The 22,202-nt window shown below is 71.3% G+C and carries 18 protein-coding genes and 1 tRNA gene; 10 read left to right on the plus strand and 9 right to left on the minus strand.

Annotated elements, in window-relative coordinates:
- Positions 1-12 precede the first annotated feature (12 nt).
- Positions 13-1,044 (minus strand): coiled-coil domain-containing protein, encoded by a 1,032-nt coding sequence (locus VZQ01_RS33320; RefSeq protein ID WP_223745600.1) that lies wholly within the window; start codon positions 1,042-1,044, stop codon positions 13-15.
- Between the two features lie 240 nt (positions 1,045-1,284).
- Between VZQ01_RS33320 and VZQ01_RS33325 the strand changes: the two genes are divergently transcribed.
- A complete protein-coding gene (locus VZQ01_RS33325) occupies positions 1,285-2,100 on the plus strand; it encodes a 2-oxo acid dehydrogenase subunit E2 (RefSeq protein ID WP_426745654.1) in 816 nt (271 codons plus the stop codon).
- Between the two features lie 48 nt (positions 2,101-2,148).
- Here VZQ01_RS33325 and VZQ01_RS33330 read toward each other — a convergent pair whose 3' ends face one another.
- The 3 genes from VZQ01_RS33330 to VZQ01_RS33340 all read right to left on the minus strand — a co-directional run bounded on the left by VZQ01_RS33330 (position 2,149) and on the right by VZQ01_RS33340 (position 6,531).
- The gene (locus VZQ01_RS33330; protein WP_223745602.1) at positions 2,149-3,135 is read right to left on the minus strand and encodes a zinc metalloprotease HtpX; all 987 of its coding nucleotides are present in this window, start codon (positions 3,133-3,135) and stop codon (positions 2,149-2,151) included.
- 746 nt (positions 3,136-3,881) lie between these two features.
- Positions 3,882-5,306 carry an HTTM domain-containing protein gene (locus tag VZQ01_RS33335; RefSeq protein ID WP_426745655.1) on the minus strand — a complete coding sequence of 475 codons (1,425 nt, stop codon included), beginning with the start codon at positions 5,304-5,306 and terminating at the stop codon, positions 3,882-3,884.
- Positions 5,299-6,531, minus strand: a complete 1,233-nt coding sequence (locus VZQ01_RS33340) for an imelysin family protein (RefSeq protein WP_426745656.1) — start codon at positions 6,529-6,531, stop codon at positions 5,299-5,301. The genes VZQ01_RS33335 and VZQ01_RS33340 overlap by 8 nt, the downstream gene beginning before the upstream one ends.
- Positions 6,532-6,730: 199 nt before the next feature.
- On the opposite strand from VZQ01_RS33340, the gene VZQ01_RS33345 reads away from it, so the two are divergent.
- Positions 6,731-8,140, plus strand: a complete 1,410-nt coding sequence (locus VZQ01_RS33345; RefSeq protein WP_426745657.1) for an NHL repeat-containing protein — start codon at positions 6,731-6,733, stop codon at positions 8,138-8,140.
- 121 nt (positions 8,141-8,261) lie between these two features.
- Positions 8,262-10,859: a TonB-dependent receptor family protein gene (locus VZQ01_RS33350; RefSeq protein ID WP_426745658.1), complete on the plus strand. Its 2,598-nt coding sequence runs from the start codon at positions 8,262-8,264 to the stop codon at positions 10,857-10,859.
- Positions 10,860-10,908: 49 nt separating this feature from the next.
- Here the strand turns inward: VZQ01_RS33350 and VZQ01_RS33355 are convergent, their stop codons facing one another.
- The gene (locus VZQ01_RS33355; protein ID WP_223745606.1) at positions 10,909-11,319 is read right to left on the minus strand and encodes a hypothetical protein; all 411 of its coding nucleotides are present in this window, start codon (positions 11,317-11,319) and stop codon (positions 10,909-10,911) included.
- Positions 11,320-11,477: 158 nt separating this feature from the next.
- Here VZQ01_RS33355 and fni point away from each other — a divergent pair, with 158 nt between their 5' ends.
- The 5 genes from fni to VZQ01_RS33380 are packed head-to-tail and all read left to right on the plus strand — an operon-like array spanning position 11,478 to position 16,921.
- On the plus strand, positions 11,478-12,536 hold the full coding sequence (gene fni / locus VZQ01_RS33360; RefSeq protein WP_267700198.1) for a type 2 isopentenyl-diphosphate Delta-isomerase: 1,059 nt from the start codon (positions 11,478-11,480) through the stop codon (positions 12,534-12,536).
- A 36-nt stretch (positions 12,537-12,572) separates the two neighbouring features.
- Positions 12,573-13,904 carry a hydroxymethylglutaryl-CoA reductase, degradative gene (locus VZQ01_RS33365; protein ID WP_223745608.1) on the plus strand — a complete coding sequence of 444 codons (1,332 nt, stop codon included), beginning with the start codon at positions 12,573-12,575 and terminating at the stop codon, positions 13,902-13,904.
- A 7-nt stretch (positions 13,905-13,911) separates the two neighbouring features.
- Positions 13,912-14,844 (plus strand): mevalonate kinase, encoded by a 933-nt coding sequence (gene mvk, locus VZQ01_RS33370; RefSeq protein ID WP_141325181.1) that lies wholly within the window; start codon positions 13,912-13,914, stop codon positions 14,842-14,844.
- An 8-nt stretch (positions 14,845-14,852) separates the two neighbouring features.
- A complete protein-coding gene (gene mvaD / locus VZQ01_RS33375) occupies positions 14,853-15,842 on the plus strand; it encodes a diphosphomevalonate decarboxylase (RefSeq protein ID WP_141325180.1) in 990 nt (329 codons plus the stop codon).
- A complete protein-coding gene (locus tag VZQ01_RS33380) occupies positions 15,842-16,921 on the plus strand; it encodes a mevalonate kinase family protein (RefSeq protein WP_426745659.1) in 1,080 nt (359 codons plus the stop codon). The genes mvaD and VZQ01_RS33380 overlap by 1 nt, the downstream gene beginning before the upstream one ends.
- Before the next feature lie 28 nt (positions 16,922-16,949).
- On the opposite strand, the gene VZQ01_RS33385 is transcribed toward VZQ01_RS33380, so the two are convergent.
- Positions 16,950-17,357: a hypothetical protein gene (locus VZQ01_RS33385; RefSeq protein ID WP_223784051.1), complete on the minus strand. Its 408-nt coding sequence runs from the start codon at positions 17,355-17,357 to the stop codon at positions 16,950-16,952.
- Between the two features lie 199 nt (positions 17,358-17,556).
- Positions 17,557-18,729 carry an Omp85 family outer membrane protein gene (gene omp85 / locus VZQ01_RS33390; protein WP_223745611.1) on the minus strand — a complete coding sequence of 391 codons (1,173 nt, stop codon included), beginning with the start codon at positions 18,727-18,729 and terminating at the stop codon, positions 17,557-17,559.
- A 182-nt stretch (positions 18,730-18,911) separates the two neighbouring features.
- Between omp85 and VZQ01_RS33395 the strand changes: the two genes are divergently transcribed.
- Both VZQ01_RS33395 and VZQ01_RS33400 read left to right on the plus strand, forming a co-directional pair.
- Entirely contained in the window at positions 18,912-20,459 is a 1,548-nt protein-coding gene (locus VZQ01_RS33395) for an alkaline phosphatase family protein (RefSeq protein ID WP_426749009.1), read from the plus strand.
- A gap of 80 nt (positions 20,460-20,539) precedes the next feature.
- Complete coding sequence (locus tag VZQ01_RS33400; RefSeq protein ID WP_426749010.1) at positions 20,540-21,571, plus strand: lysylphosphatidylglycerol synthase transmembrane domain-containing protein; 1,032 nt, start codon at positions 20,540-20,542, stop codon at positions 21,569-21,571.
- A gap of 75 nt (positions 21,572-21,646) precedes the next feature.
- Here VZQ01_RS33400 and VZQ01_RS33405 read toward each other — a convergent pair.
- Positions 21,647-21,730: transfer RNA gene (locus VZQ01_RS33405), tRNA-Leu, on the minus strand.
- A gap of 93 nt (positions 21,731-21,823) precedes the next feature.
- Positions 21,824-22,201, minus strand: a complete 378-nt coding sequence (locus VZQ01_RS33410; RefSeq protein ID WP_046715064.1) for a 2Fe-2S iron-sulfur cluster-binding protein — start codon at positions 22,199-22,201, stop codon at positions 21,824-21,826.
- Between the last annotated feature and the right edge of the window lies 1 nt (position 22,202).

Here is a 22,202-nt window from a genome sequence, read left to right on the forward strand (position 1 = left end):
GCGGCGTGGGGCTCAGGCCTGCTGCGCGGACTTGGCCTCGCCGTCGGCGGCGTGCGAGTCGGTGGCGGCGGGGGCCTCGGTGGCCTGCTGCTGGGCGGCGGCCTGGGCCTCGGACTCGGCGCGCACGCGCGAGGTCTCCTCGGTGCGCTGGTCGCTGGCGGCCATCTCCTCGGGGGTGAGCTCGGTGCGCTCGGCGAGGATGCCCGTCTTCTTCTCCAGGTCCTTGATGGCGCGGCGCATGAGGTCGCGCTCGAGCAGCGTCCGGTTCAGGCGCTTCTCCAGGGCCTTGTACTTGTCCTTCATCAGGTCCAGGTCGTGCTTCGTCACGGTGTAGACGCGCTGCTGCGTCTCCGCGCGGCCCTTGACCCGGCGCACTTCCTTCTCCAGCTCCACGGCGCGGAGGCGGTCCTTGTTGGCCGCCTGCTCCAGCCGGTCCATCTTCTCCTTGTCCGCCTCGCTCAGCTCGCGGATGACGCGGCGGGGCGTGCGGTCCTCGCGCGCGGCCTCGGCGGCGGGCACCACCGGCACGGCGGCGGCGACGACGGACTCACCCTCCTTGGCGGGGGCGGAAATCTGCGGCGCGGGGGCGGCGACGGGCGCGGGAGCCTGGGGCTCACGGCGGCGGCCCTTGCCCTCGGACTCGGCCTTCAGGCGCTGGTTCTCGGTGAGCACCTGCGCCAGCTCCAGGCGGGTCTGCTCCAGCTGGATGGAGGCGTTGCGCTCCACCTCGGCGCGGGCCTTGGCCAGGTCATTGGAACCCTTGTCGGACTCCTTCTGCTCGAAGACCTTGCGCTTGGTCTGCTTGAGCTGCTCCTTCACCTCCTGCAGCTGGACCCGCTGTTCGTCGAGCTCCTTCTGCTTGCGCTGCAGCTCCGCCTCGGCGCGAGCGCGCGCGGCCTTGTGGTCGGCCTCCAGCTCCACGCGGGGCGCGTTGGTGGAGGCGGAGGAGGACGACGGGAGCGCGGCCTGCTTCGCGCCGCCGAAGAGGTTGAAATACAGCGAGATGGCGAGCCCGACTGCCAGGGCGATGACCAGGAACGACACGGGACGACCTCCACGGGAGGGATCTGCAAAAAGCGGGGCAGCCTACCGTCCAGCACAGGCGCGTCAAGGGTGCGCTGGGGGCGTGCGCGGGGTTCACCGCCTCCCTGCCTCGTCCGTGCGCGGGGGGACTGCTGGAAATCTCCACGAAGCCGGGCGTCCGGCCGGTCGGGGTCTTCCCCGCCCCGTCGTGAGCCGCGATGCTGCACCGCCGTCGATCTCCCCGTCGAGGACCCGCCTGACATGGCGCACCTGGAGCTGAGACCCAAGCCGCGCATCTCCAGCTTCCGCAAGCTGGCCCTCGGCAGCTGGGCGGCGCCGTATGACCCCACGGTCTACGGCTCGCTCACGGTCCGGATGGACCGGGCGCTGGCCTACATGGACGCCTTCCAGCGGGGCACGGGGACGCGGCTGACGGTGACGCACCTGGTGCTCAAGGCCCTGGCGGTGGCGCTGCGCCGCTGTCCCGACGCGAACGCGGTGCTGCGCTTCCACCGGCTCTACCTGCGCGAGCACGCCACGGTGGCCGCGCTGCTGGGGGACACCTCGGGTGGGGAGGCGCGGTGGAGCGCGGTGCGGGTGGCGGACGCGGACCTCAAGGGCCTGCGGGACATCGTCGCGGAGCTGGAGGCGGGGCCGCGCGACGTGGCGGCGGCTTCGCGGGGTTGGCGGTGGGTGGAGCGGATGCCTGGGCCGCTGATGCGGGGCTTCACCCGGTGGGTGTCGTTCCTGGCGGTGACGCTCAACGTGGACTTGAGCCGCTTCGGGCTGCCCCGGGACGCGTTCGGCGCGGCCATCGTCACGGACGTGGGGGCGCTGGGGCTGGACGCGGCCTATCTGCCGCTGGTGCCCTTCACCCGGGCGGCGGTGTTCCTGGCGCCCGGCGCGGTGCGCGAGGTGGCGGTGGTGGAGCAGGGGCGGGTGGTGGTGGGGAAGGTGATGAGCCTCAACGCGTCCATCGACCACCGCTTCATCGACGGCTTCCACGCGGGCGTGCTGGCGAACACGTTGAAGGAGCTGCTGGAGGACCCGGAGGCGGCGTTCGGTCCTCCGGGGTGAAGCGCGGCGGGAGCCCGGTGTCCTGGGCTCCCGCGCTCGGCGGTTCCGTCAGTACGCGTACTCCCAGCCGCCGCGGCCTCGGGCGCGCGAGCCGCCCGCTCGGGCGCTCATGGCGCGCAGCCGGCGCACCCGCTCGGGGATGGGCGGGTGGGTGGAGAACAGCGCCATGACGCCGCCCCTGTGCAGCGGGTTGACGATGAACAGGTGCGACGTCGCCGGCGCCCGGTCATACGGCATCATCTCCGCGCCGCGCTCCATCTTGAGCAGGGCGTCCGCGAGGGCATCGGGGTCCCCGCTCAGCTCGGCGCCGGTGGCGTCCGCGCCGTACTCGCGCGAGCGGCTGACGGCGAGCTGCAGCAGCGTGGCGGCGATGGGCGCCACCAGCAGCAGGCCCAGGTTGGCGAAGGCGCCGGCGATACCGCCGCCCTCCTCGTCATCGCTCCGGCCGAGCATGGAGCCGCCGAACCAGAAGAGCATCTGCGCCGCGTAGCTGATGATACCGGCGAGCGTGGCCGCCACCGTGCCGATGAGCGTGTCGCGGTTTCTCACGTGACCGATTTCATGGGCGAGCACGCCCTCCAGCTCGCGCTGGTCGAGGATCTCCATGATGCCGGCCGTCACCGCGACGGCGGCATGCTTGGGGCTGCGGCCGGTGGCGAACGCGTTGGGCGCGCGCGTGGGCAGGATGTAGACCTTCGGCTTGGGCATGCCCGCGCGGGCGGACAGCCGCTCCACCATCTGATGGAGCCAGGGGGCCTGCTCGTAGGGCAGCGGCTGGGCGCCATGGATGGCCAGGGCGATCTTGTCGCTGAACCAGTACGAGCCGAAGTTCATCACCACGGCGAAGAAGCCGGCGAACATGAGTCCCTGCGCGCCGCCCAGCCGCTGGCCGATGACGAGCACCAGCGCGGTGAGGCCCGCGAGCAGCACCGTCGTCTTGAGCGCGTTGCCCAGGCGGTGCCACCCACCGCCGCCGTGCAGCGCCGGACGTCCGCCGCCGTTCCGGGAAGTTTCGTGGGTGTCGGTGAAAGCCATGTCGTCTCGTTCCTTTCCCCCGCTCAGGGGCTTCAGAAACGTAAACAGGGGCGCTGGCTCGTCAATGAAAGCCCGTGGAGAGTTCCGTGAATCCGAGGGCTTGCGCATGCTCCGCCTCGACGCTCGGACTGTCCGTTGGCGGGCTGGCGAGCAGGCGCCTGTGTGCATGTATCGGCACCGTGAGCGCGATGCGCGCCAGGCGCCGACGTTTCAATCGGGCCTCTGTTTGAAAGACGGGAGGGTGACCGCTGCGCGGCTTCGCTCGCTCCAGGACGCGAGAGCGGGGCTCCCGTGTAGGGTCGGAGACCGAACAACAACATTCGGACGTTCACGCATGTCTCGAACATGCACCACGAGTCGGCGCATCGCGCGGGCGCAGCGCGTGAGCATGCATCCTGTGCCGATGATCCGCCGTGCAGGTGTCACGCGCCTGCGTATCGCTCAATCACGCGCCATGTGCTGACGCAGTGTCGGAGCACAATGTGCAGCCGCATCGCTCGCGCGTGTGCCGATGCTCAGTCCAAGCACGTACCCCTCGCCGACGCGCAACTTGCGCACGCACGACATGATGCGGGGGCCGGCAGACATGTGCTGCCGCATCGCTCGCGCGCGTGCCGATGCTCGGTCCAAGCACGTATCCCTCGCCGACGCGCAACCGGCCCACGCACGACCTGATGCAGAGGCCGACTGACCCGCGGCACGCGCGAGACGTGTCCCGCGGTGCCGCGGCCATCGTCGCGTGTGACTCAATGCACCTGAGCGCGCCACGTGGGGCGCAGCTTCACGGGAGGCGTCTCGGGCGCCGGGAGAATCCACGGCTTCGCGGCGAGTCCATCCTCCACGTGCGCCAGGTCCACGTCCGGGTCCACGAGCAGCTGCGCCGCGCGCCCGTTCAACGACACGCGCACGTCGGCGCGCACCTCGACGGGCCCCAACCCCCTCGCCTCGAAGTCGCGAGCGATGTGCCGCGCGAGCTGGAGGATGAGGTCCGGCTGCACGGACATCTCGCGCTCCTGCAGCCGCGTGAGGTAGTCGCTGGGCGGCACGTGCCACTCACGCCCCGTGGAGGGCGAGGTCACCACGAACGTCGCGCTGCCGTTCTTCTCCCGCGCCATCACCCGCCAGGAGAAGCGCATGCCCTGCTCGTGCCACAGCACGTTGCCGCCATACAGGTGCGTGCGCAGCGGCATCGCGACCTGGAGCACGCCGTACACCACGGCCACCGCGAGCCCCGCCCACGCGAGCCGCGTCACGGGCTGAACAGGGACGGGAAGGGCGGGCACGGACACTGGAGCCACCGTCCCTCGCCGCCACGCGCGCACCCGCGCCGCGATGCGACGAGGCCACGACGCGTCGAAGAAGACGAGCGCCGCCGTCACCATGATGAAGGGGAACATCCCGATGGGGAACAGCACCGACGTCGCCGCGTGGAAGCCCACCACCACCACGTACGCGAAGGGCCGCAGCCTGCGCGACAGAAGGAAGGCGACGATGGTCGTGTCGAACAGGAAGCCGGCCCACGCCGCCGTGTACGCCACCCAGCGCTCATCCAGGAACGGCCCCACGAGCGGGAGGCTCGTCCGCGCGGACAGCCAGATGTTGAGCGGCTGCGCGTGCACGAGCCAGTCGGACGTGAGCTTCGCCAGCCCCGCGAACACGTAGACGACGGTGACCTGGAAGCGCAGCAGGTACGTGCACCACGCCGGCAGCGTGTCGCTCCTCAGCACGGGCCTGCGCCACGCATCGAGCGAGAAGGCGCGGTGCGCGGGCACGAAGACGAGCAGCCCCAGCAACAGGCTCACCAGGTAGTAGTGGTTGAGGTAGTTGCTGACGTCGACGAGCTGCACGTACGAGAACGCGACGAACAACAGCACCGTCGTGGCCCGGTAGAACAGCCCCGCCGACAGCAGCACCCCGAGCACCGCCAGCCCCGCGAACAGCGCCTGCATCCACGGCGCGGGCAACGCCCGCACCCAGCCGAAGCCCCAATAGGTGAAGTGGTAGCGCGGCCCCGTGAAGAGCACGTCCACCCAGCCGTAGGCCAGGAAGCGCACCGACGAGACGGTGATGAGCGCGCCAAGCGCCACGCGGAACGCCACCAGCGCCGCGATGTCCCGCGGCGCCAACAGCCAGCTCCAGAGCCGCGCGGCCCCCCGAGCCTGCTCAGTCATTGTCCCCTTCGACGGACTGCGGCAGCTCCAGGTCCAGCACCGTGACGAGCTCCGTCTTCAGCACGTCCGTGACGCCCTTGAAGGCGTCATGCAGCGCGCGCACCGACGCCTTGTCCTGCGCCAGGGCCTGGTGCAGGTCGTCCTCCTCGATGGCGGAGAGCGCGGCCTCCGCGGCCACCACGCGCTCGACCAGCTTCTGCGCCAGCGCCTCCGCGCCCGCGGCCTTCAGCACGTCGTCGAAGCCCGTGCCCTGGTAGCCCTCCTCGCAGCCCTCCGCGAGCAGCCGGAAGCCCTTCACGTTGGCGCGCAGGTTCGCCTTCGAGCGGTGCGCGAACTGGGACTCGAGGTGCTCCGGGCACGTGTCCGTGGAGCACTCGCGCATGCCCAAGGGCCGCGCCAGCTTCAGGTCCTTGCCCTCGCGCTCGAAGTAGAACATCGCGTCGCTGATGGAGTTGAGCGCCGCCTGGCTCGTGGGGAACACCGCGTTGCCGGAGCCCGCCGTGGCCAGCGTGTTGGCGAAGTTGTCCTGGTCCGGCGCCCACGCCTTCACCAACTGCGTGGCCTTCACGTCCACCTCGCGCGCCACCACGGCGGCGTACGCGCGCTTGCGCGAGGCCCGCTCCTCCGTGGACAGCGCCGCCCACGTCCCCTGCGCGACGATGGGCGAGGTGCCCTGGCACACGGTGTCCTCGCCCGCGTAGAACATCAGATACTCCAGCGCGTACAGCCCGCGCCGGCTCACCAGCGACGTCGGGAAGCCCGGGGCCTCATAGCCCTTGGAGACGAGCTGCTCCTCGATGGCGCACCGGCTCACCAGCGGCCACGAGTAGATGTTGTCGCGAAGCTCCGCCCCACCCGCCGCGCTGCGAGGCGCCGCCGGGCCCACCTGCATCACCTCCGCCACCTGCCACGCATCCATGGCCGCGTGGTACGCCGCCTTCGCCTGCGCCAGGCTCGCCGCGTCCGGCTGGGCCGCCCACGCGGACACCGCCTGCGACAGCGCGGTGCTCGTCGTGTGGAACTCGCGCGCCGTGCGCTCCACGCACACGCCCGTGGCCTTCAGGAGCGCCCCCCGAGACGTGTCCGGACCACCCGGACCGCCGGGCCCCGCGTCGTCCTTGCCGCGCTCGGACTCCTTGCAGCCCCCGAGCGTCGCCAGGGCGGTGATGAGAAGCAGCGCGCGAGTGCTCCGCGCGCGAGGGGAGGAAACGGAGGGGAAAGACATGGATTCTCGCTTGTCTCGGTCGGGTTCGCGGCTCTTGCCTTGACACCCAGTGAAGCCCTGGGCTAGGAGCCGCATTCGATTTTGAGAACGATTATCGTTAGCAGGTTACTGCTTATTACCATCACCCGGGAGCGGGGCCACCATGAAGCGAAGCAGTGAGCAGCGAAAGTTCGTCGGCGTAGCATTCCTCACGGCGGCGTTGGCCGTTTTCAGCAGCGCGTGCGGTGACGACGACGAGAAGCAGCCCCAGCAGCAGACCCCGGATTCCGGCACGCCCGACTCTGGCACGCCTGACTCTGGCACGCCCGACGCGGGCCCCGGCACGGCGCTGCTCGACAGCGACATCGGCCTGATGCGCTTCAACGCGGACGGCACGGTGGACACGACGTTCGGCGCGAGCGGCACGACGCGGCTGGACCTGACCACGGTGGTGCCGGGCGGCGCGCGCGACTCCGTGTGGGGCGTGGCGGCGGATGCCACGGACCGGCTGGTGGTCTTCGGGGCTCGCCGCGGTGACGGTGACCGGGTGGACGCGGACCGCGTGGTGGTGCGCTTCGGGGCGAACGGGACGCTGGACACCACGTTCGCGACCAACGGCGTGCACACGCTGAACATCTCCAACCTGAGCGACGGCGCGCGCAACGGCATCGTGCAGGCGGACGGGAAGATCCTCGCCTCGGGCTACACCAGCCAGCCGACGGGCGCGGGCACCCAGGCGGCCAACCGCATCGTCCTGCTGCGCCTGGATGACGCGGGCAAGCCGGACAACAGCTTCGGCTGGAAGGGCGTGGTCAACGACGCGCCGTTCGGTCGGGTGAGTGACGTGAACCCCGAGTGGGGCATGGCCGAGGCGTACACGGCGGGCCAGCTGTCCGACGGCAGCTACGTCACCACGGGCTACGGCCGCAGCGCGTCCACCGGCACGGTGGACATGGTGAACTTCAAGTACAAGCCGAATGGCGAGCGCGACCTGACGTTCGGCACCGGCGGCGTCGTGCTGCTGGACCTGGTGGGCGACAACGACCGCGGCCGCAACCTGGTGGTCCTCAACGACGACCGCGTGGTGACGGTGGGCAGCGCGACGCCGGCGGCGCAGAAGATCCAGGGCCTCATCCACATCACCGACAAGAACGGCGTGCCCACCACGCAGCTCGGCACGGACGGCTACAAGCTGTACGACTTCGAGCGCCCGGAGCAGGCGTTCTTCGGCGTGGCGAAGTCGCAGGACGGCAACTGGGTGGCCGCGGCGGGCTACCGCGCGGGCGGCGACAACGATGACGACGCGGTGCTCGTCATCCTCCCGGTGGGCGCGAATCCGGGCGCGGACATCGCGATCGCCGCGCCCATCTCCGAGACGGAGAACGACCGGTTCTGGTCGGTGGCCTTCGACTCGACCAACCGCATCTACGCGGCGGGCTTCGTCACCGAGGGCGGCGACAACCGCCTGGCGGTGGCGCGCTACACGACGGCCGGCGTGCTGGACACGTCGTTCGGCACGGGCGGCGTCGTGAAGCACAACTTCTCCGTCGGCAAGACGGAGGAGGCGGTGCGCGGCATCGTGGTCCAGTCCGACGGCAAGATCGTCGTGGCGGCCACGGTCGAGAAGTAGTCACGTAGGAGTGGTCAGTGCCGGAGCCGGGGAGGTGGGTCCATGTCCGGACCCGCTCGCCCCGGCTCCTGGCGTCTGACACAGTGCCACCACAGCACCGGGATAGAGGCGTACTTCGCAGATGGCATGGCTCAAGGACAGGTTGAGGCGGGCACGAGGCTGGGCGGCCCCGGTGCTCCTGGTGGGAATCGTCGCGGCTCCCGCGGCCGGGCACGCGCAACAGGCGTCGGGCGCGGAGGGTGCCCCCGCTCCGACGGACGCTTCCGTTGCTGCGCCCCCCGACAGGGCGCCGGCCGCCACCGGGCAGGTGTCCCCCTCGACAGGGGCGGCACCGGTCCAGCCCTCCTCCGAGCAGGGCTCCGCCGCGCCGGCTGAAGCCACGACGCAGTCGGCCGAGCAGGGCGCCGCCGCGCCGGCTGAAGCCGCGACGCGCACCGCCGCTGAGCAGGGCGCCGTCGCTCCAGACGCGACCCCGGCCGGAGCCCCGCCCGCGGCGGCGGGTGACGCCTCCGGCGAGGCTGCGGGAGCGCCGCTGTCCGACCCCGCGCCCGGGCTTCCGGGGGACGCCCCGACGCAGGCCTCGGGCGAGGTGCCCCCCGCGCCTCCGGACCCGACGCCCGAGCCCGGGCAGCGCAAGTTCGAGAGCGTGGTGGTGGGGACGTCGGAGACGCGCACCAGCGGCTCGGTGCATGTGCTCAAGCCGTCCCAGCTGGAGCGCTTCAAGCGCGATGACCCGAGCATGGTCCTGATGACGGTGCCCGGCGTCTACGCGCGCGGCGAGGACGGCTTCGGGCTGCGGCCGAACGTGGGCCTGCGCGGCGTCAACCCGGACCGCAGCAAGAAGGTGACGCTGCTGGAGGACGGCGTGCTCTTCGGCCCGGCGCCCTACAGCGCGCCCGCGGCCTACTTCTTCCCGCTCGTCACGCGCATGCAGTCGGTGCGCGTGCTCAAGGGCCCCTCGGCCATCCAGCAGGGGCCGCAGACGGTGGCGGGCTCCGTGGAGTTCATCACCCGCGACATCCCCGCCTCGGAGTCCGCGTGGCTGGACATCGCCGGCGGCGGCTACCTGTACGGCAAGGCGCACGGCGTCTTCGGCGCGAGCACCGAGCGCGCGGGCTTCCTCCTGGAGGGACTGCACCTGCGCAGCAACGGCTTCAAGGAGCTGGACGGCGGCGGCACCACGGGCTTTCGCCGCAACGAGTGGATGGCCAAGGGCCGCTACTGGCTGGTGCCCGACGGCGAGGTGCGCCAGAGCCTGAACCTCAAGCTGGGCTACTCCGACGAGGTCTCCAACGAGACCTACCTGGGCCTGTCCGACGAGGACTTCCGCGCCAACCCGCTGCGCCGCTATGCCTCCAGCGCGCTGGACCGCATGGAGTGGCACCGCACGCAGGTGGCCGTCAGCCACGTGCTGGAGGCGGGCTCGCTGGCCATCACCACGACGGCCTACCGCCACGACCTCACGCGCGCCTGGCGGAAGATCAACCGCCTGGGCGGCGCCGCCATCGCCACCGTGCTCGCGGACCCGACCAGCGCGCGCAACTCCATCTACTACGGCGTGCTCACCGGTCAGCTCGACAGCTCGTCCTCGCAGGAGCTGCTCTTCATCGGCCCCAATGACCGGACCTTCGTGTCCCAGGGGGTCCAGAGCGTCGCGCGGTGGACCACCACCACGGGTCCGCTGAGCCACAACCTGGAGTTCGGCGCCCGCTTCCACTTCGACAGCATCGACCGGCTGCACACCGAGGACGCGTTCCGCATGGCCGGCGGCGAGCTGGTCGCCACCCACACCGCCACGTCCACCACCGCGAACAACAAGGACGCCACGCACGCGCTCGCGCTCCACGTGACGGACGCCATCGCCTGGGGCCCGCTCGTGCTCACGCCCGGCGTGCGCCTGGAGGTCATCCGCTCCCGCTCGTACGACCGGCTCACCGGCGAGGACACGAACGGAGCGCTCGAGGTGCTGATGCCCGGCATGGGCGCGTTCGGCGCGCTGACGCCGAACCTGGGCCTCTTCGCCGGCGCGTACCGGGGCTTCTCACCGCCGGCGCCCGGCCAGCCGGACTCGGTGGGCGCGGAGCGGAGCATCAACTACGAGACGGGCGCGCGGTGGACCCGCCGCGGCGAGCGCCTCGAGGTGCTGGGCTTCTTCAACGACTACTCGAACCTCACCGCCATCTGCACCTTCTCCAGCGGCTGCGTGGACGACGACCTGGACCGCCAGACGGACGCGGGCCGCGCCCACATCTACGGCCTGGAGGTCTTCGCGGAGAAGGTCTTCCGTCCCGGCGGCGGCCTGACGTTCCCCGTCACCGCGTCGTACACCTTCACGCGCACGGAGCTGCTCGAGGACTTCCAGTCCGCCGACCCGCAGTTCGGCAACGTGAAGGCCGGCGACGAGCTGCCGTACGTCCCCCGGCACCAGCTCTCCGCGTCCGTCGGCGTCGAGGGCCGGCTGGGCGGCGTGGCCGTGAGCGCCCTCTACATCGACACGATGCGAGAGAAGGCGGGGCAGGGCGAGGCCCCTCCCGGGGAGCTGACGGACTCGCTGCTGACGTTCGACGTCAACGCGAACTGGAACTTCTCGCGCTGGGGGCAGCTCTACCTGAGCGCGCGCAACATCCTCGACACGGTGGAGATCGCCTCCCGCCGGCCGTACGGCGCGCGCCCCAACGCGCCGCGCACCGTCATCCTGGGCTTCAAGCTCACCCACTGAGGCCCGCTCGGGCCCCGCCCCGGGCCGTGACTCCCGGGGCGGCGTGGGCCTAGAGGTAGAAGCGGTCCGTCACCCCGGCGGTGCGCTGGAGGATGGCGCTCCAGCCCAGCCAGAGCGGGATGCGGCTGTCGCCGGTGAGCGCCTCGCCGCCCAGCGCCCCGAGCGAGCCGGTGCAGCCCGCGAGCGTGCACAGCCCTGAATCCGTCAGGTGCTCCAGCAGCGCGCGCAGCGTGGGCATGCCCCGGGACTCGAAGCGGTCCGCCACGTCCTCGCGGCCCGCGAAGTCCGGCTCGTCCAGCGCGTCCTTCAGGAAGCGCTCGAGCGCCCACCAGAAGAGGTAGATCTCCGCGCGCCGTCCCGCCGCCGTCGCCGCCGCCGCGATGGACAGGCCCTGGTGCACGCGGTCGTAGTCTCCACTGTGAAGGAAGACGACCACCTTGGGCGACGCGGGGGCGCTCATGCGGGCCTCATACTGTCCCGCAGTGGATTTCGTCCATTGGCATGCCCTCTTGGACCGCTCGGCCCTTTGGCTTGCACCCCTCCCCCGGCGCTTGCTAGGTAACTCGGGCCTTCCGCACACCTCCGCCTTGTCGGGCACCCGGGACGGACCCACACCAAATGGTCGAGGACATCACAGCGCGGCGCAAGGACGCTCACCTCGACCTGTGTGCGACGGGTGACGTGGAGCCCGGTCAGAACAGCACCCTGCTGGACCTGGTCCACCTGGTCCACTGCGCCATGCCGGAGATGTCCGTGGAGGACGTGGACCTGTCCACGCTGTTCCTGGGCAAGCGGCTGCGCCACCCGCTGCTCGTCACGGGCATGACCGGCGGCACCGAGCGCGCGGGGGTGGTCAATCGCGACCTGGCCCTGGTGGCCGAGCGCCACGGCCTGGCCTTCGGCGTGGGGAGCCAGCGCGCCATGTCGGAGGACGCGACGCGGGCGGCCTCGTTTCAGGTGCGGCAGGTGGCGCCCACGGTGGCGCTCCTGGGCAACATCGGCCTGTACCAGGCGGTGCGGCTGGGCGTGGACGGCGTGCGGCGGCTGATGGACGGCATCGGCGCGGACGGAATCGCGCTGCACCTCAACGCCGGGCAGGAACTGACCCAGCCCGAGGGCGACCGGGACTTCCGCGGCGGCTACGCGGTGGTGGAGTCGCTGGTGAACGCCCTGGGCGAGCGGCTGCTGGTCAAGGAGACCGGGTGCGGCATCGGCCCGGAGGTGGCGCGGCGCCTGGTGGAGTTGGGTGTGCGCAACATCGACGTGTCCGGGCTGGGAGGCACGTCGTGGGTCCGGGTGGAACAACTTCGGGCCACGGGCGTACAAGCCCAGGTGGGCGCGGAATTCAGCGCGTGGGGCATCCCCACGGCGGCGGCGGTGGCCACCGTCCGCGGGGCCGTGGGCCCGGACGTGCGGCTGGTGGGGAGCGGAGGCATCCGCACGGGGTTGGAGGTGGCGAAGGTGCTGGCGCTGGGGGCGGACGTGGCGGGCATGGCCCTGCCGTTGTTCCGGGCGCATCAGACGGGCGGGGTGGCGGCGGCCGAGCAGGCGCTGGAGGTCATCCTGACGGGGCTTCGTCAGGCGCTCGTGCTCACCGGAAGCAGAAGCTGCGCTGAGCTGAGGCGGCGGCCGCGGGTGGTGACCGGTGTATTGAAGGATTGGATGGCGGCGCTGTAGTGGGGACCGCCAACGCAGGAAGAGGGAAGACTCATCATGTCTGAGACGGTGACGTCCCGGCTATCCGGGTTCCACAAGCTGCCGATGGACGAGCGCCTCGCGACGCTCGCCCGCATGTTCCGGCTGTCGCCCGGGGACCTGGAGCAGCTCCGTGGGACCGAGGCGCTCCAGCCGGTGCTGGCCAATCAGATGATCGAGAACGCGGTGGGGACCTTCTCCCTGCCGCTGGGCCTGGGGCTCAACCTCCAGGTGAACGGGCGCGACTACCTGGTGCCCATGGCGGTGGAGGAGCCGTCCGTCGTGGCGGCCGTGTCCTTCGCCTCGAAGATCGTCCGCGAGAACGGTGGCTTCAGCGCCGAGGCGGACGAGTCGATGATGATCGGCCAGATCCAGGTGACGCGCTTCGGCGACCCGACGGAGGCCGCCGAGAAGATTCTGGCGCACAAGGAGCAGCTGCTGGCGCTGGCCAACAGCTTCCACCCGGCCATGGTGGCGCGCGGCGGCGGCGCCCGGGACGTGGAGGTGCGCATCCTCCCGGCGCCCGAGGGCCCCAGGGGCGAGCCGCTGCTCGTGGTGCACATCCTCATCGACACGCAGGAGGCGATGGGGGCCAACCTCATCAACACCGTGGCGGAGGGCGTGGCGCCGCTCGTCGAGCAGATCACCGGCGGCAAGGTGTACCTGCGCATCCTCTCCAACCTGGCGGACCGGCGGCTGGCGCGCGCCACGTGCCGCATCCCGCTGGCGGCGCTGGCGGACTTCGAGATGCCGGGGGAGATCATCGCCGAGGGCATCGCCCAGGCCAGCCGCTTCGCGGAGGCGGACCCGTACCGCGCGGCCACGCACAACAAGGGCGTGATGAACGGCATCGACGCGGTGGCCATCGCCACGGGCCAGGACTGGCGCGCCATCGAAGCCGGCGCGCACGCCTTCGCCTGTCGCAACGGCCAGTACCGTCCGCTGTCCACCTGGTACCTGGAGGAGGGGCACCTGGTGGGCCGCATCGAGCTGCCCATGGCGCTGGGCATGGTGGGCGGCCCCATCAAGGTGCACCCCGGCGTGCAGATGGCGCTCAAGCTCTTGCGCGCCTCGGGCGTGCGCGAGCTGTCCATGGTGTTCGCGGCGGTGGGCCTGGCGCAGAACTTCGCGGCGCTCCGGGCGCTGGGCAGCATCGGCATCCAGAAGGGCCACATGGCGCTGCATGCCAGGTGCGTGGCGGTGACGGCCGGCGCGCGCGGCGACTGGGTGGAGAAGCTGGCGGACCTGTTGGTGAAGGCGGGCCACGTGAAGGTGGAGAAGGCCCGGGAGATTCTCGCCAGCCTGTCCGCCGAGGACGCCAAGGCCGCCACCACCGGTACCACCGTCTAGCGCGCCCGTGGCCACCTCGCCCCCACTGTCCACGTTCGGCGCCGGCAAGGTCATCCTGCTGGGCGAGCACAGCGTGGTGTACGGCCACCCCGCGCTCGCGGGGCCGCTGTCGCAGGGGGTGAAGGCGCGGGGCGTGCCGGCCCGGAAGTGTCAGCTGACGCTTCCCGCCACGATGAGCCGCGCCCAGCGCGCCCAGCTCACCGGCGCCTTCCTGCGCGCGGCCAGGCTGGTGGGCGAGCCTCCCGTGAAGGTGTCGTTGGACCCGGAGCTGCCCCTGTCGGCGGGGCTCGGCAGCTCCGCAGCGGTGTCCGTCGCCTGCGCGCGCATGTTGCTCTGTGCCGCGGGCCGGGAGCCCACGCCCAAGGAGGCCGGACGCCTGGCGTGGGAGATGGAGCAGGAGTTCCACGGCACGCCCTCGGGCGTGGACCACACCACCAGCGCCCAGGAGCAGCTGCTCTTGTACCGCCGCGCGCCGGGCTCCTCCGACGTGGGGCGCGGCAAGGTGGTGGACAGTCCGCGTCCCTTGCGCGTGGTGGTGGCGCTGGCCGGTGAGCGCAGCCCCACGAAGAAGACCGTGGGGGCGCTGCGCGAGCGGCAGGCGCGCTGGCCCGAGCGCTACCAGCGCCTCTTCGCGCAGATGGGGAAGCTGGCGTCGGAGGGCGCGCGGGCGGTGGAGGCCGGTGACCTGGAGGGCCTGGGCGACGCGATGAACGTCAACCAGGGCCTCTTGGCGGCGCTGGGCCTGTCCTCGCCGGCATTGGAAGAGATGGTGTATCGACTGCGGGGCCTGGGAGCGCTGGGCGCCAAGCTCACCGGAGCCGGTGGGGACGGCGGGGCCGTGGTCGGTCTGTTCCTCGAACCCGAGCCCGCGGTGGACCAGCTCACCCGGCTCGGCGTGCGCTGCTTCAGCAGCCAGCTCGCGGGTCCGCGAGCGACCTAGGTGTCCGCATGAAAGCCACTGTCCTGGCGCATCCCAACATCGCCCTGGTGAAGTACTGGGGGAAGCGGGACGACGCCCTCATCCTGCCGCACCAGTCCAGCCTGTCGCTGACGCTCTCCCCGCTGTCGGTGACGACGACGGTGGAGTTCGGCGTCCCCACGGACGCGGTGGAGCTCAACGGCCACGTCGCCAAGGGCAGCGAGCGCGAGCGGGTGCTGCGCCTGTTGGAGTCCGTGCGCGCGCAGGCCGGCGACAAGTCCCTGGGCCCGGCGAAGGTCGTCTCGCGTGGCGACTTCCCCATGGCGGCGGGCCTGGCCAGCAGCGCGGCGGGCTTCGCGGCGCTGGCGGTGGCGGGGCGCGCGGCGGCGGGCCTGCCGCGGGACACGAAGGCGGAGAGCATCCTGGCCCGGCTGGGCAGCGGCTCGGCGTGCCGCAGCGTGCAGGGCGGCTTCTGCGAGTGGCAGCGCGGTGAGCGCCCGGACGGCGACGACAGCTTCGCGGTGCAGCGCTTCGACGCGGCGCACTGGCCGGAGCTGCGCATGGTGGTGGCCATCCTGGACCGCGGCGAGAAGGACGTGAAGTCGCGCGACGGGATGAAGCAGGCGGTGGAGACCAGCCCCTACTACGCGGCCTGGGTGAAGGACGCGGAGGCGGAGGTGCCCCGCGCGCGCGAGTACATCGCCCGTCGGGACTTGCAGGCGCTGGGCGAGATGTGTGAGCGCAACGCCTGGCGGATGCATTCCACGTCGCTCGCGGCCGACCCGCCGCTCTGCTACCTGAACGCGGCCACGGTGGGGCTCATCCACCACCTGCGTGAGCACCGCAAGAAGGGCGTGCCCGTCTGGTTCACGCTGGACGCGGGCCCCAACCCGGTGCTGCTGACGGACGCGGCGAACGAGGTGGCGGCGGAGGCGCTGGCCCGCGCGTGCGGCGCGCTGGACGTGATTCGCTGCGTGCCCGGTGGTGACGCGACGCTGAAGTCGGAGCACCTCTTCTGATGGAGCGCGCGCTCTCGGCTCCGGGCAAGCTGTTCGTCTCCGGCGAGTACGCGGTGCTGTGGGGTGGGGTGGCGCGGCTGGTGGCGGTGGCGCCCCGCACGCACGCCTACGTGCGGCGGCGCGAGGACGCGCGCGTGCACGTCTGCCTGGAGGAGGGGACGCTCGCCGGGAGCATGACGCCGCGCGGGGTCCGCTGGGAGCGCGACGTGCCGGCGGGCTTCTCCTTCGTGGCGCGCACGCTGGACGAGGCGCTGCGCGCGCACGGCCGGGCGAGCCAGGGCTTCGACTTCGCGGTGGCTCCGTCCGCGGTGGGCCCCAATGGCCAGAAGCTGGGCATGGGCGGCAGCGCCTGCGCCACGGTGCTGGCGTCGGAGGGCGCGCGCTGGGTGCTGGACGAGCGCTACGACGCGCTGAAGCTGGCGCTGCTGGCGCACACGCAGGGGCAGGGCGGCAAGGGCAGCGGCGGGGACGTGGCGACGAGCTTCGCGGGTGGCGTGCTGCGCTACCGGCGCTACGACGTGGCGGCGCTGGTGGAGGCGAGCAACCACGGCCGACTGAGCGCGGCCATGACGGAGTCCGCGTCCGTCGACGTCTGGCGGCTGCCTCCGCCCCGGGTGCCCATGGCGTATGCCTTCACGGGCGAGAGCGCCTCCACGCGGGTGCTCATCGGCCAGGTGGAGGCGCGGCTGGAGGAGCGGGGCCGTCAGGCCTTCGTCGCGCGCTCGGACGCGGTGGGGCAGGCGGTGGAGGACGGGCTCGCCGGCTGGGACTTCCGGGCGTTCTCCGAGGCGGTGAAGGCCCAGCACGCGCTGCTGCTGGAGCTGGGCCCGCTGGAGACCGAGGGCATGCGCCGCGTGCTGTCGCTGGCGGCGGCCTACGGTGGTGTCGGGAAGCTGTCTGGCGCGGGCGGAGGGGATGGCTGCATCCTCTTCGCGCCGGACGTGGCGGCCCGCGCCGAGCTGTGTGAGGGCCTGGAGGCGCGCGGCTTCCACACGCTGCTGCTGGAGCCGGAGCCCGGCGTCCGCGGCGAGGCGCACCTGGACGCGCGCCTGCGGGCCTGGGTGGACGCGCTCGTCTGAAGCGGGGCCCCGGTGGGCCCCTCAGGCATCAGCCGACCGAGAGGCGCGGCCCCTCGTCGAGGAGCTCCTGGGCGGGCTCGTTGCTCGCGCGCGCGCGCCGGGCGTTGGGGCGCCGGGCCACCACGGGGGCGTTGCCGCCGAGCCAGTCCCACTTCTCTCCGTCCCACAGCTGCTCCCGCCAGCCCAGCTGGGTGGCGGCCTCGCGCGCCTTCTCTCCGTGGGCGATGAGCGCCCAGCCCGCGCGCGACTGCTTGCACTCACCGCTCTTGAACTTCAGCAGCCGGTGCTGGCCCTGGGCCTCGTCACGGTCCGCGTCCCACAGCGCCTGCTGCTTGCCGCCCGTCCCCTCGTAGTCGACGCCGTTCCACTCACACCAGGCGATGACGTCCTTGAGCCGGACCAGCTTCGCGCTCCGCGACAAGGAGAGTTCCGTCACGGCCGCCACGAGGAGGCCAGGGGAGATGACACGCATGGAAGAAGCCCCGTTGCAGGTCAGCGATTGCAGCCAACCTACAGCGGGGGTGGTGTCGGAAGGTCCATGACGACTCCATGCCTTTGTCATGGTTCTGTCATGCCTCACGCGGAGCTTGACTCGCAGCGTTGAAGACAGCGCGCGGCGTCATGGCGAGCAAGCGTCAGAACATGTGGCCGAAGGTGATGTAGACGCGCTGGCGTCCCGTCTCGGTGGAGCGCGCGTAGTCCATGCGGACCACGGCGGCGCGGCGCATGAGGCGCAGGCCTCCGCCGATGCCCGGGTGCCACTCGTGCCACTTGCCGTCGGGCACGCCCGGGTGCCACACGCGGCCCAGGTCCAGGAACATCACCGCGCCCACCTTCATGCTCTTGCCGAACACCTGGAGGTTGGCGGCGTGGTAGCGCAGCTCCGTGTTGCTGAAGGCCTTCACGTTGCCGGAGAAGCGGTTGCGCTCGATGCCGCGCACGCTGCTCATCCCGCCGATGCCCTCCGACACGTTGACGCCGCCGGTGTTGCTCCACTCGAAGAACGGCACCTCGCCGAAGAGCATGTCCAACGTCAGCCGCTGCGCCAGCGTCAGCCGTGACGACAGCTTGAGGTAGCGCCGCTCGCTCAAGGTGATGCCCGCGTACTGGTACCGGCTGCCGGTGGCCATGCCGGAGACGCGCAGGGCGATCTCCTCCACGCCGCCCTCCAGCGGGTCCGTCTCGTCGTCGCGCGTGTCCCACAGCGCGCCCACGAGCAGCTGCCCCGTCATGCCGCCCTCGATGCCCAGCGGACGCTGCTGGTGGAGCATCGATTCGTCGTACGTGTCCACGCTGGTGTAGCGCAGCGCATAGCCCACGTAGGACTGGAGCGGATGGGTGGGACCGAAGGGCCGCCCCCGCAGCCGGAACCAGCCGCCCGGCGCGCCCTTGTCGAAGGTGTAGCGCTCGTTGTCCAGGTCGCCCCGGAAGTCGGGCGCCGAGAGGTTGCCCGCGCCGAAGAAGGGGCTCTTCAGCTCGCGCCTGTACTCCAGGCCGGCCTCCAGGCGCAGCGGGCCGATGAGCCGGGGCCCGTCGTAACGCACGTAGTGGCTCTGCACGCCGCGGCTGCTGAAGAGCACCTGCGCGCCGATGCCGTGCGCGTACGGCGTCTTGCCGGGGCCGTACAGGTAGATGCCGCCGACGGCGCCGTAGCTGATGCCGTGGTCCGAGCTGAACGTCATCATCGGCAGGGCGATGATGTCCGAGCCGGAGTCCGCCTTCGTTTGAGGCAGCCCGGGCGCCGGACGGGAAGGCGACTTCACCGGAGCGGCGCCGAGCACGACGAGGAGGACAGCGGGAAGGAGCATGGGGACCGTGGTGACGTCTCTCTGAGTCGGAACCATCCCGACAGAAGGACGGCGCTACCTGCCCGCCTGCTTTCCAGGAGGGCTGCCTTCGACTGAAGGCGGCCGTCCCCCCGAGTGCTCATTCTGGCGGGTGAGGGAGGGGAGGCGTCAACGTGAGTGGTGTGATTACTCCGGCGTCCTGGATGTGGGCCCATGGGCTCGCGCGGCGGATTGGAACGAAAGTTCCGCCCGCAGCGGCGCATCGGCGCAGGAATCTGCTGCTCATCCACCTCGACGGCGTACCCAAGGCCCTGCTGGACGAGGCGATTGTCGCCGGCAAGCTCCCGTTCGTCTCACGACTCATCCGCTCCGGCACGTTTCAATTGGATGACGCCTTCTGGGGCGCGCCCACCTCCACGCCGTACTTCCAGGCGGGGCTCCTGTACGGCCTGCGGAATTCGAACCTGCCCGCATATTCCTGGTTCGACAGGGAGCTGGGACGACAGGTGCGGATGAGCACGCCCACGGATGCACACGTCATCGACGAGCGCCTGCGAGGCCAGGGGCGCGAGAGCCTGTTGGATGGAGGCGGCCACGGCTACTTCTCGCTGTTCCGCGCGGGCGCCCGGAACGCGCTCAGCATGAGCACGCTGGCGAGCTTCAAGCAGATGTCGCGCGCGTTCTCGTACGAGATGATGGGCCTGTCGGCGGGGCGCACGCGCGGCCTCTGGGACTTCCTCGGCGCGTTCGGCATGGACACGTGGCGCTCGGCGCGCGAGGTGGCCCGCTGGGCCCACGCGCTGCACGACTGGCGGCACGAGCAGTCCTTCCTCGTCAGCCGCGTGTTGTTGCAGCGGCTGGGTTGGAGCTTCGCGTACACCAAGGCGCTGGTGGACATGGTGCGCGGCGTGCCCGCCATCTACCTGGTGTTCGGAAACTACGACGAGGTGGCGCACCGCCGGGGGCCTCGCTCAACGCTGGCGCTGTCCGAGCTGCACCGCGTGGACGCGTACCTGGAGGACCTCTACGCGATGTCCCAATCGGTGGAGCGCCCCTACGACGTCATCATCCTGTCGGACCACGGCCACGTGGACGCCGTGCCGTTGGAGCAGCGCCAGGGGCGACGGCTGGAGTCGCTGCTCCTCGAGGGTGCGCCTGGCGAGCTGTCCGAGGACGTGGTGCGCGGACTGCGCGACGGACGTCCGCTTCAGGACTCGGTGCCGAGCGCGCCCTTCGAGCCCGTCATCGTCGAGTGCGGCAACTTCGCGCACGTCTATCTCTCCGGTGCGCGAGAGCCGCTGGAGGCTCGCGCGCTGCTCGCGCGACATCCGGAGGTGCTGGCGCGCGCCACGCGCAGCGAGGACATCGGCATCATCGCGCTGAGACGAGGTCACTCCGCGGTGGCGGTGATTCGCGGCGGCGTGTACGGCCCGGACGAGGTGGAGCGCGCGCCGCTGTCGCCCGAGTTCAGCCGCCGCGCGGTGGCGGACTTCCTGCGAGGGCTGCCGGCGATGACGACGGCGGGAGACCTGGTCGTCTTCGGAGAGGCGGTGCGTCGGGGCGGCACGGTGGGCTTCGCGTGGGAGTTCGGCTCGCACGGGGGCCTGACTCGCACGGAGGCCAACAGCCTGGTGTGCTGGCCCGCGCACGCGCCGGTGGACCTGTCCGGACTGGGGCACTGCGCCCAACTGCATGACCGGCTCGCGGAGGTCTACGTGCGCCAAGCGCCTCGCTTGAGGTGGGTGCAATGAAGACCCCAACGCGTCGCGCGAAGGGGGCGTGGCCCAGGCCGTCCGCGCGGGGCCTCAGCCTGCCCAAGGTGCTGCTCGGCATGGTGGGGCTGGTGCTGTCCGTCGTCCTGCTCTCCACGGCCTTCTTCCACTGGAACCCGAAGGGCCCCGGCCCGCTGCTCCAGCCGCGCTTCCCGCTGGATGACTTCCTGCGGGATTTGCCCGGTCACCTGGTGTGGCTGGTCCCCTTCGTCATGCTGCAGGGCTCCATCATCCCGCTGCGCGCGGTGCAGTGGCAGAGCACCCTGCGCAAGCGCGTGCCCTTCCGCGAGCGCTACCACCTGGTGGCCATCGGCGCCTTCGTCCACAACGCGCTGCCGGGGAAGCTGGGCGACATCCTCCGCTCGTTCCTGCTGTCGCGCACCGAGCGCATCCCGTTCCTGCGCTGCCTGGGCACCGTCGCCGTCGGCAAGCTGATGGAGTTCGCCGCGCTGATGATGCTGGTGACGCTGTCGCTGCTGGGGCCCTTCGGCTCCACCCTCACGCGCTTCCAGGGGCAGCTGAAGGTGGCGGTGTCCCTGTGCGTGGGGCTCGTCGCGCTCGTGGTGCTGCTGGCCCACTGGTCGCTCCCGCTGGCGAACGCGATGCACCGGCGCCACCGCTTCCCGCGGCTGGAGGGCTTCCTCCACCACGTCAGCGACGGGCTGGGCTCCGCGCGCTCCTTCATCGGCATGGGCAAGGTGCTCTTCTACTCGGTGGGCCCGGTGCTCGCGTCGGCGCTGGCCTACGGGCTGGCGCTCCACGGCATCGGCATCTCCGGGGGTCTCTTCGCGGGCGCGGTGGTGCTGGGCGCCATCTCCCTGGGGCAGGCGCTGCCGGGCGTGCCCGCGGGCATGGGCATCTACTACTTCGTCACCAGCTGGGCGGCCCGCAGCCTGGGCGCCACCCCCGAGGACGCGGCCGCGTTCGCCACGCTCACCCACCTGGGCACGGTGTTCAGCCAGGCCGGCGTGGGCGCCGTCTCCGTCTACATCCGGAAGATTCGAATCCGCGACCTGAGGAAGGGCGGCAGCCTGGCGCGCGAGGCCGCGCAGCACGTGGCGCATGAAGCGGTGGAGCCGGCGCCACAGTGAGCCGGGCGCGAAGCGCGGACCCCTGAAAAGCGAAAAGGGGCCCCGGTTTGAAACCGGGACCCCTTATCGACTTTGTGCCCAGGAGAGGACTCGAACCTCCATGCCCTTGCAGGCGCTAGACCCTGAATCTAGTGTGTCTACCAATTCCACCACCTGGGCAGGTGGCTTCACCGCCTCGGCGCCGTGGCGTCGCTGCGATGGGGCGGACATATAGGTGTCCTGCCCCGGCTCGTCAAGAACTACGTAACAACCTCACTTCTTCAGCGGCCATTTCCCCTCGGCCTCCAGGGCCCGGCGGATGACCGGGTTCTCGTCCATGAAGGCCGTGAGGGATTCCTCGGTGATTTCGACCACCACGTCCTCCTGGCTGACCTCCGTCTGGCAGCTCAACCGGGAGTACGGACGCACGTCGAACCCCATGTCCAACCGGTCCGCCTCCGCGTCCGATTGCTCGCTGAGCGAGTCCAGGCCCTTGCGGACCCAGATGTGACAGGTGGAGCAGCCGCAGACCCCGCCACAGCTGTGGCCCACCTGGGCCCCCGACTGTTCGGCGGCGTCCAGGAGGATGGTCCCGGGGGGGACGTCCACGCTGACCTCGGCCAGCGGGCTCTTGAAGGTGACCTTGGGCACG

Origin of the sequence: Myxococcus faecalis, assembly GCF_050039385.1 — a bacterium.
GTDB lineage: Bacteria > Myxococcota > Myxococcia > Myxococcales > Myxococcaceae > Myxococcus > Myxococcus fulvus.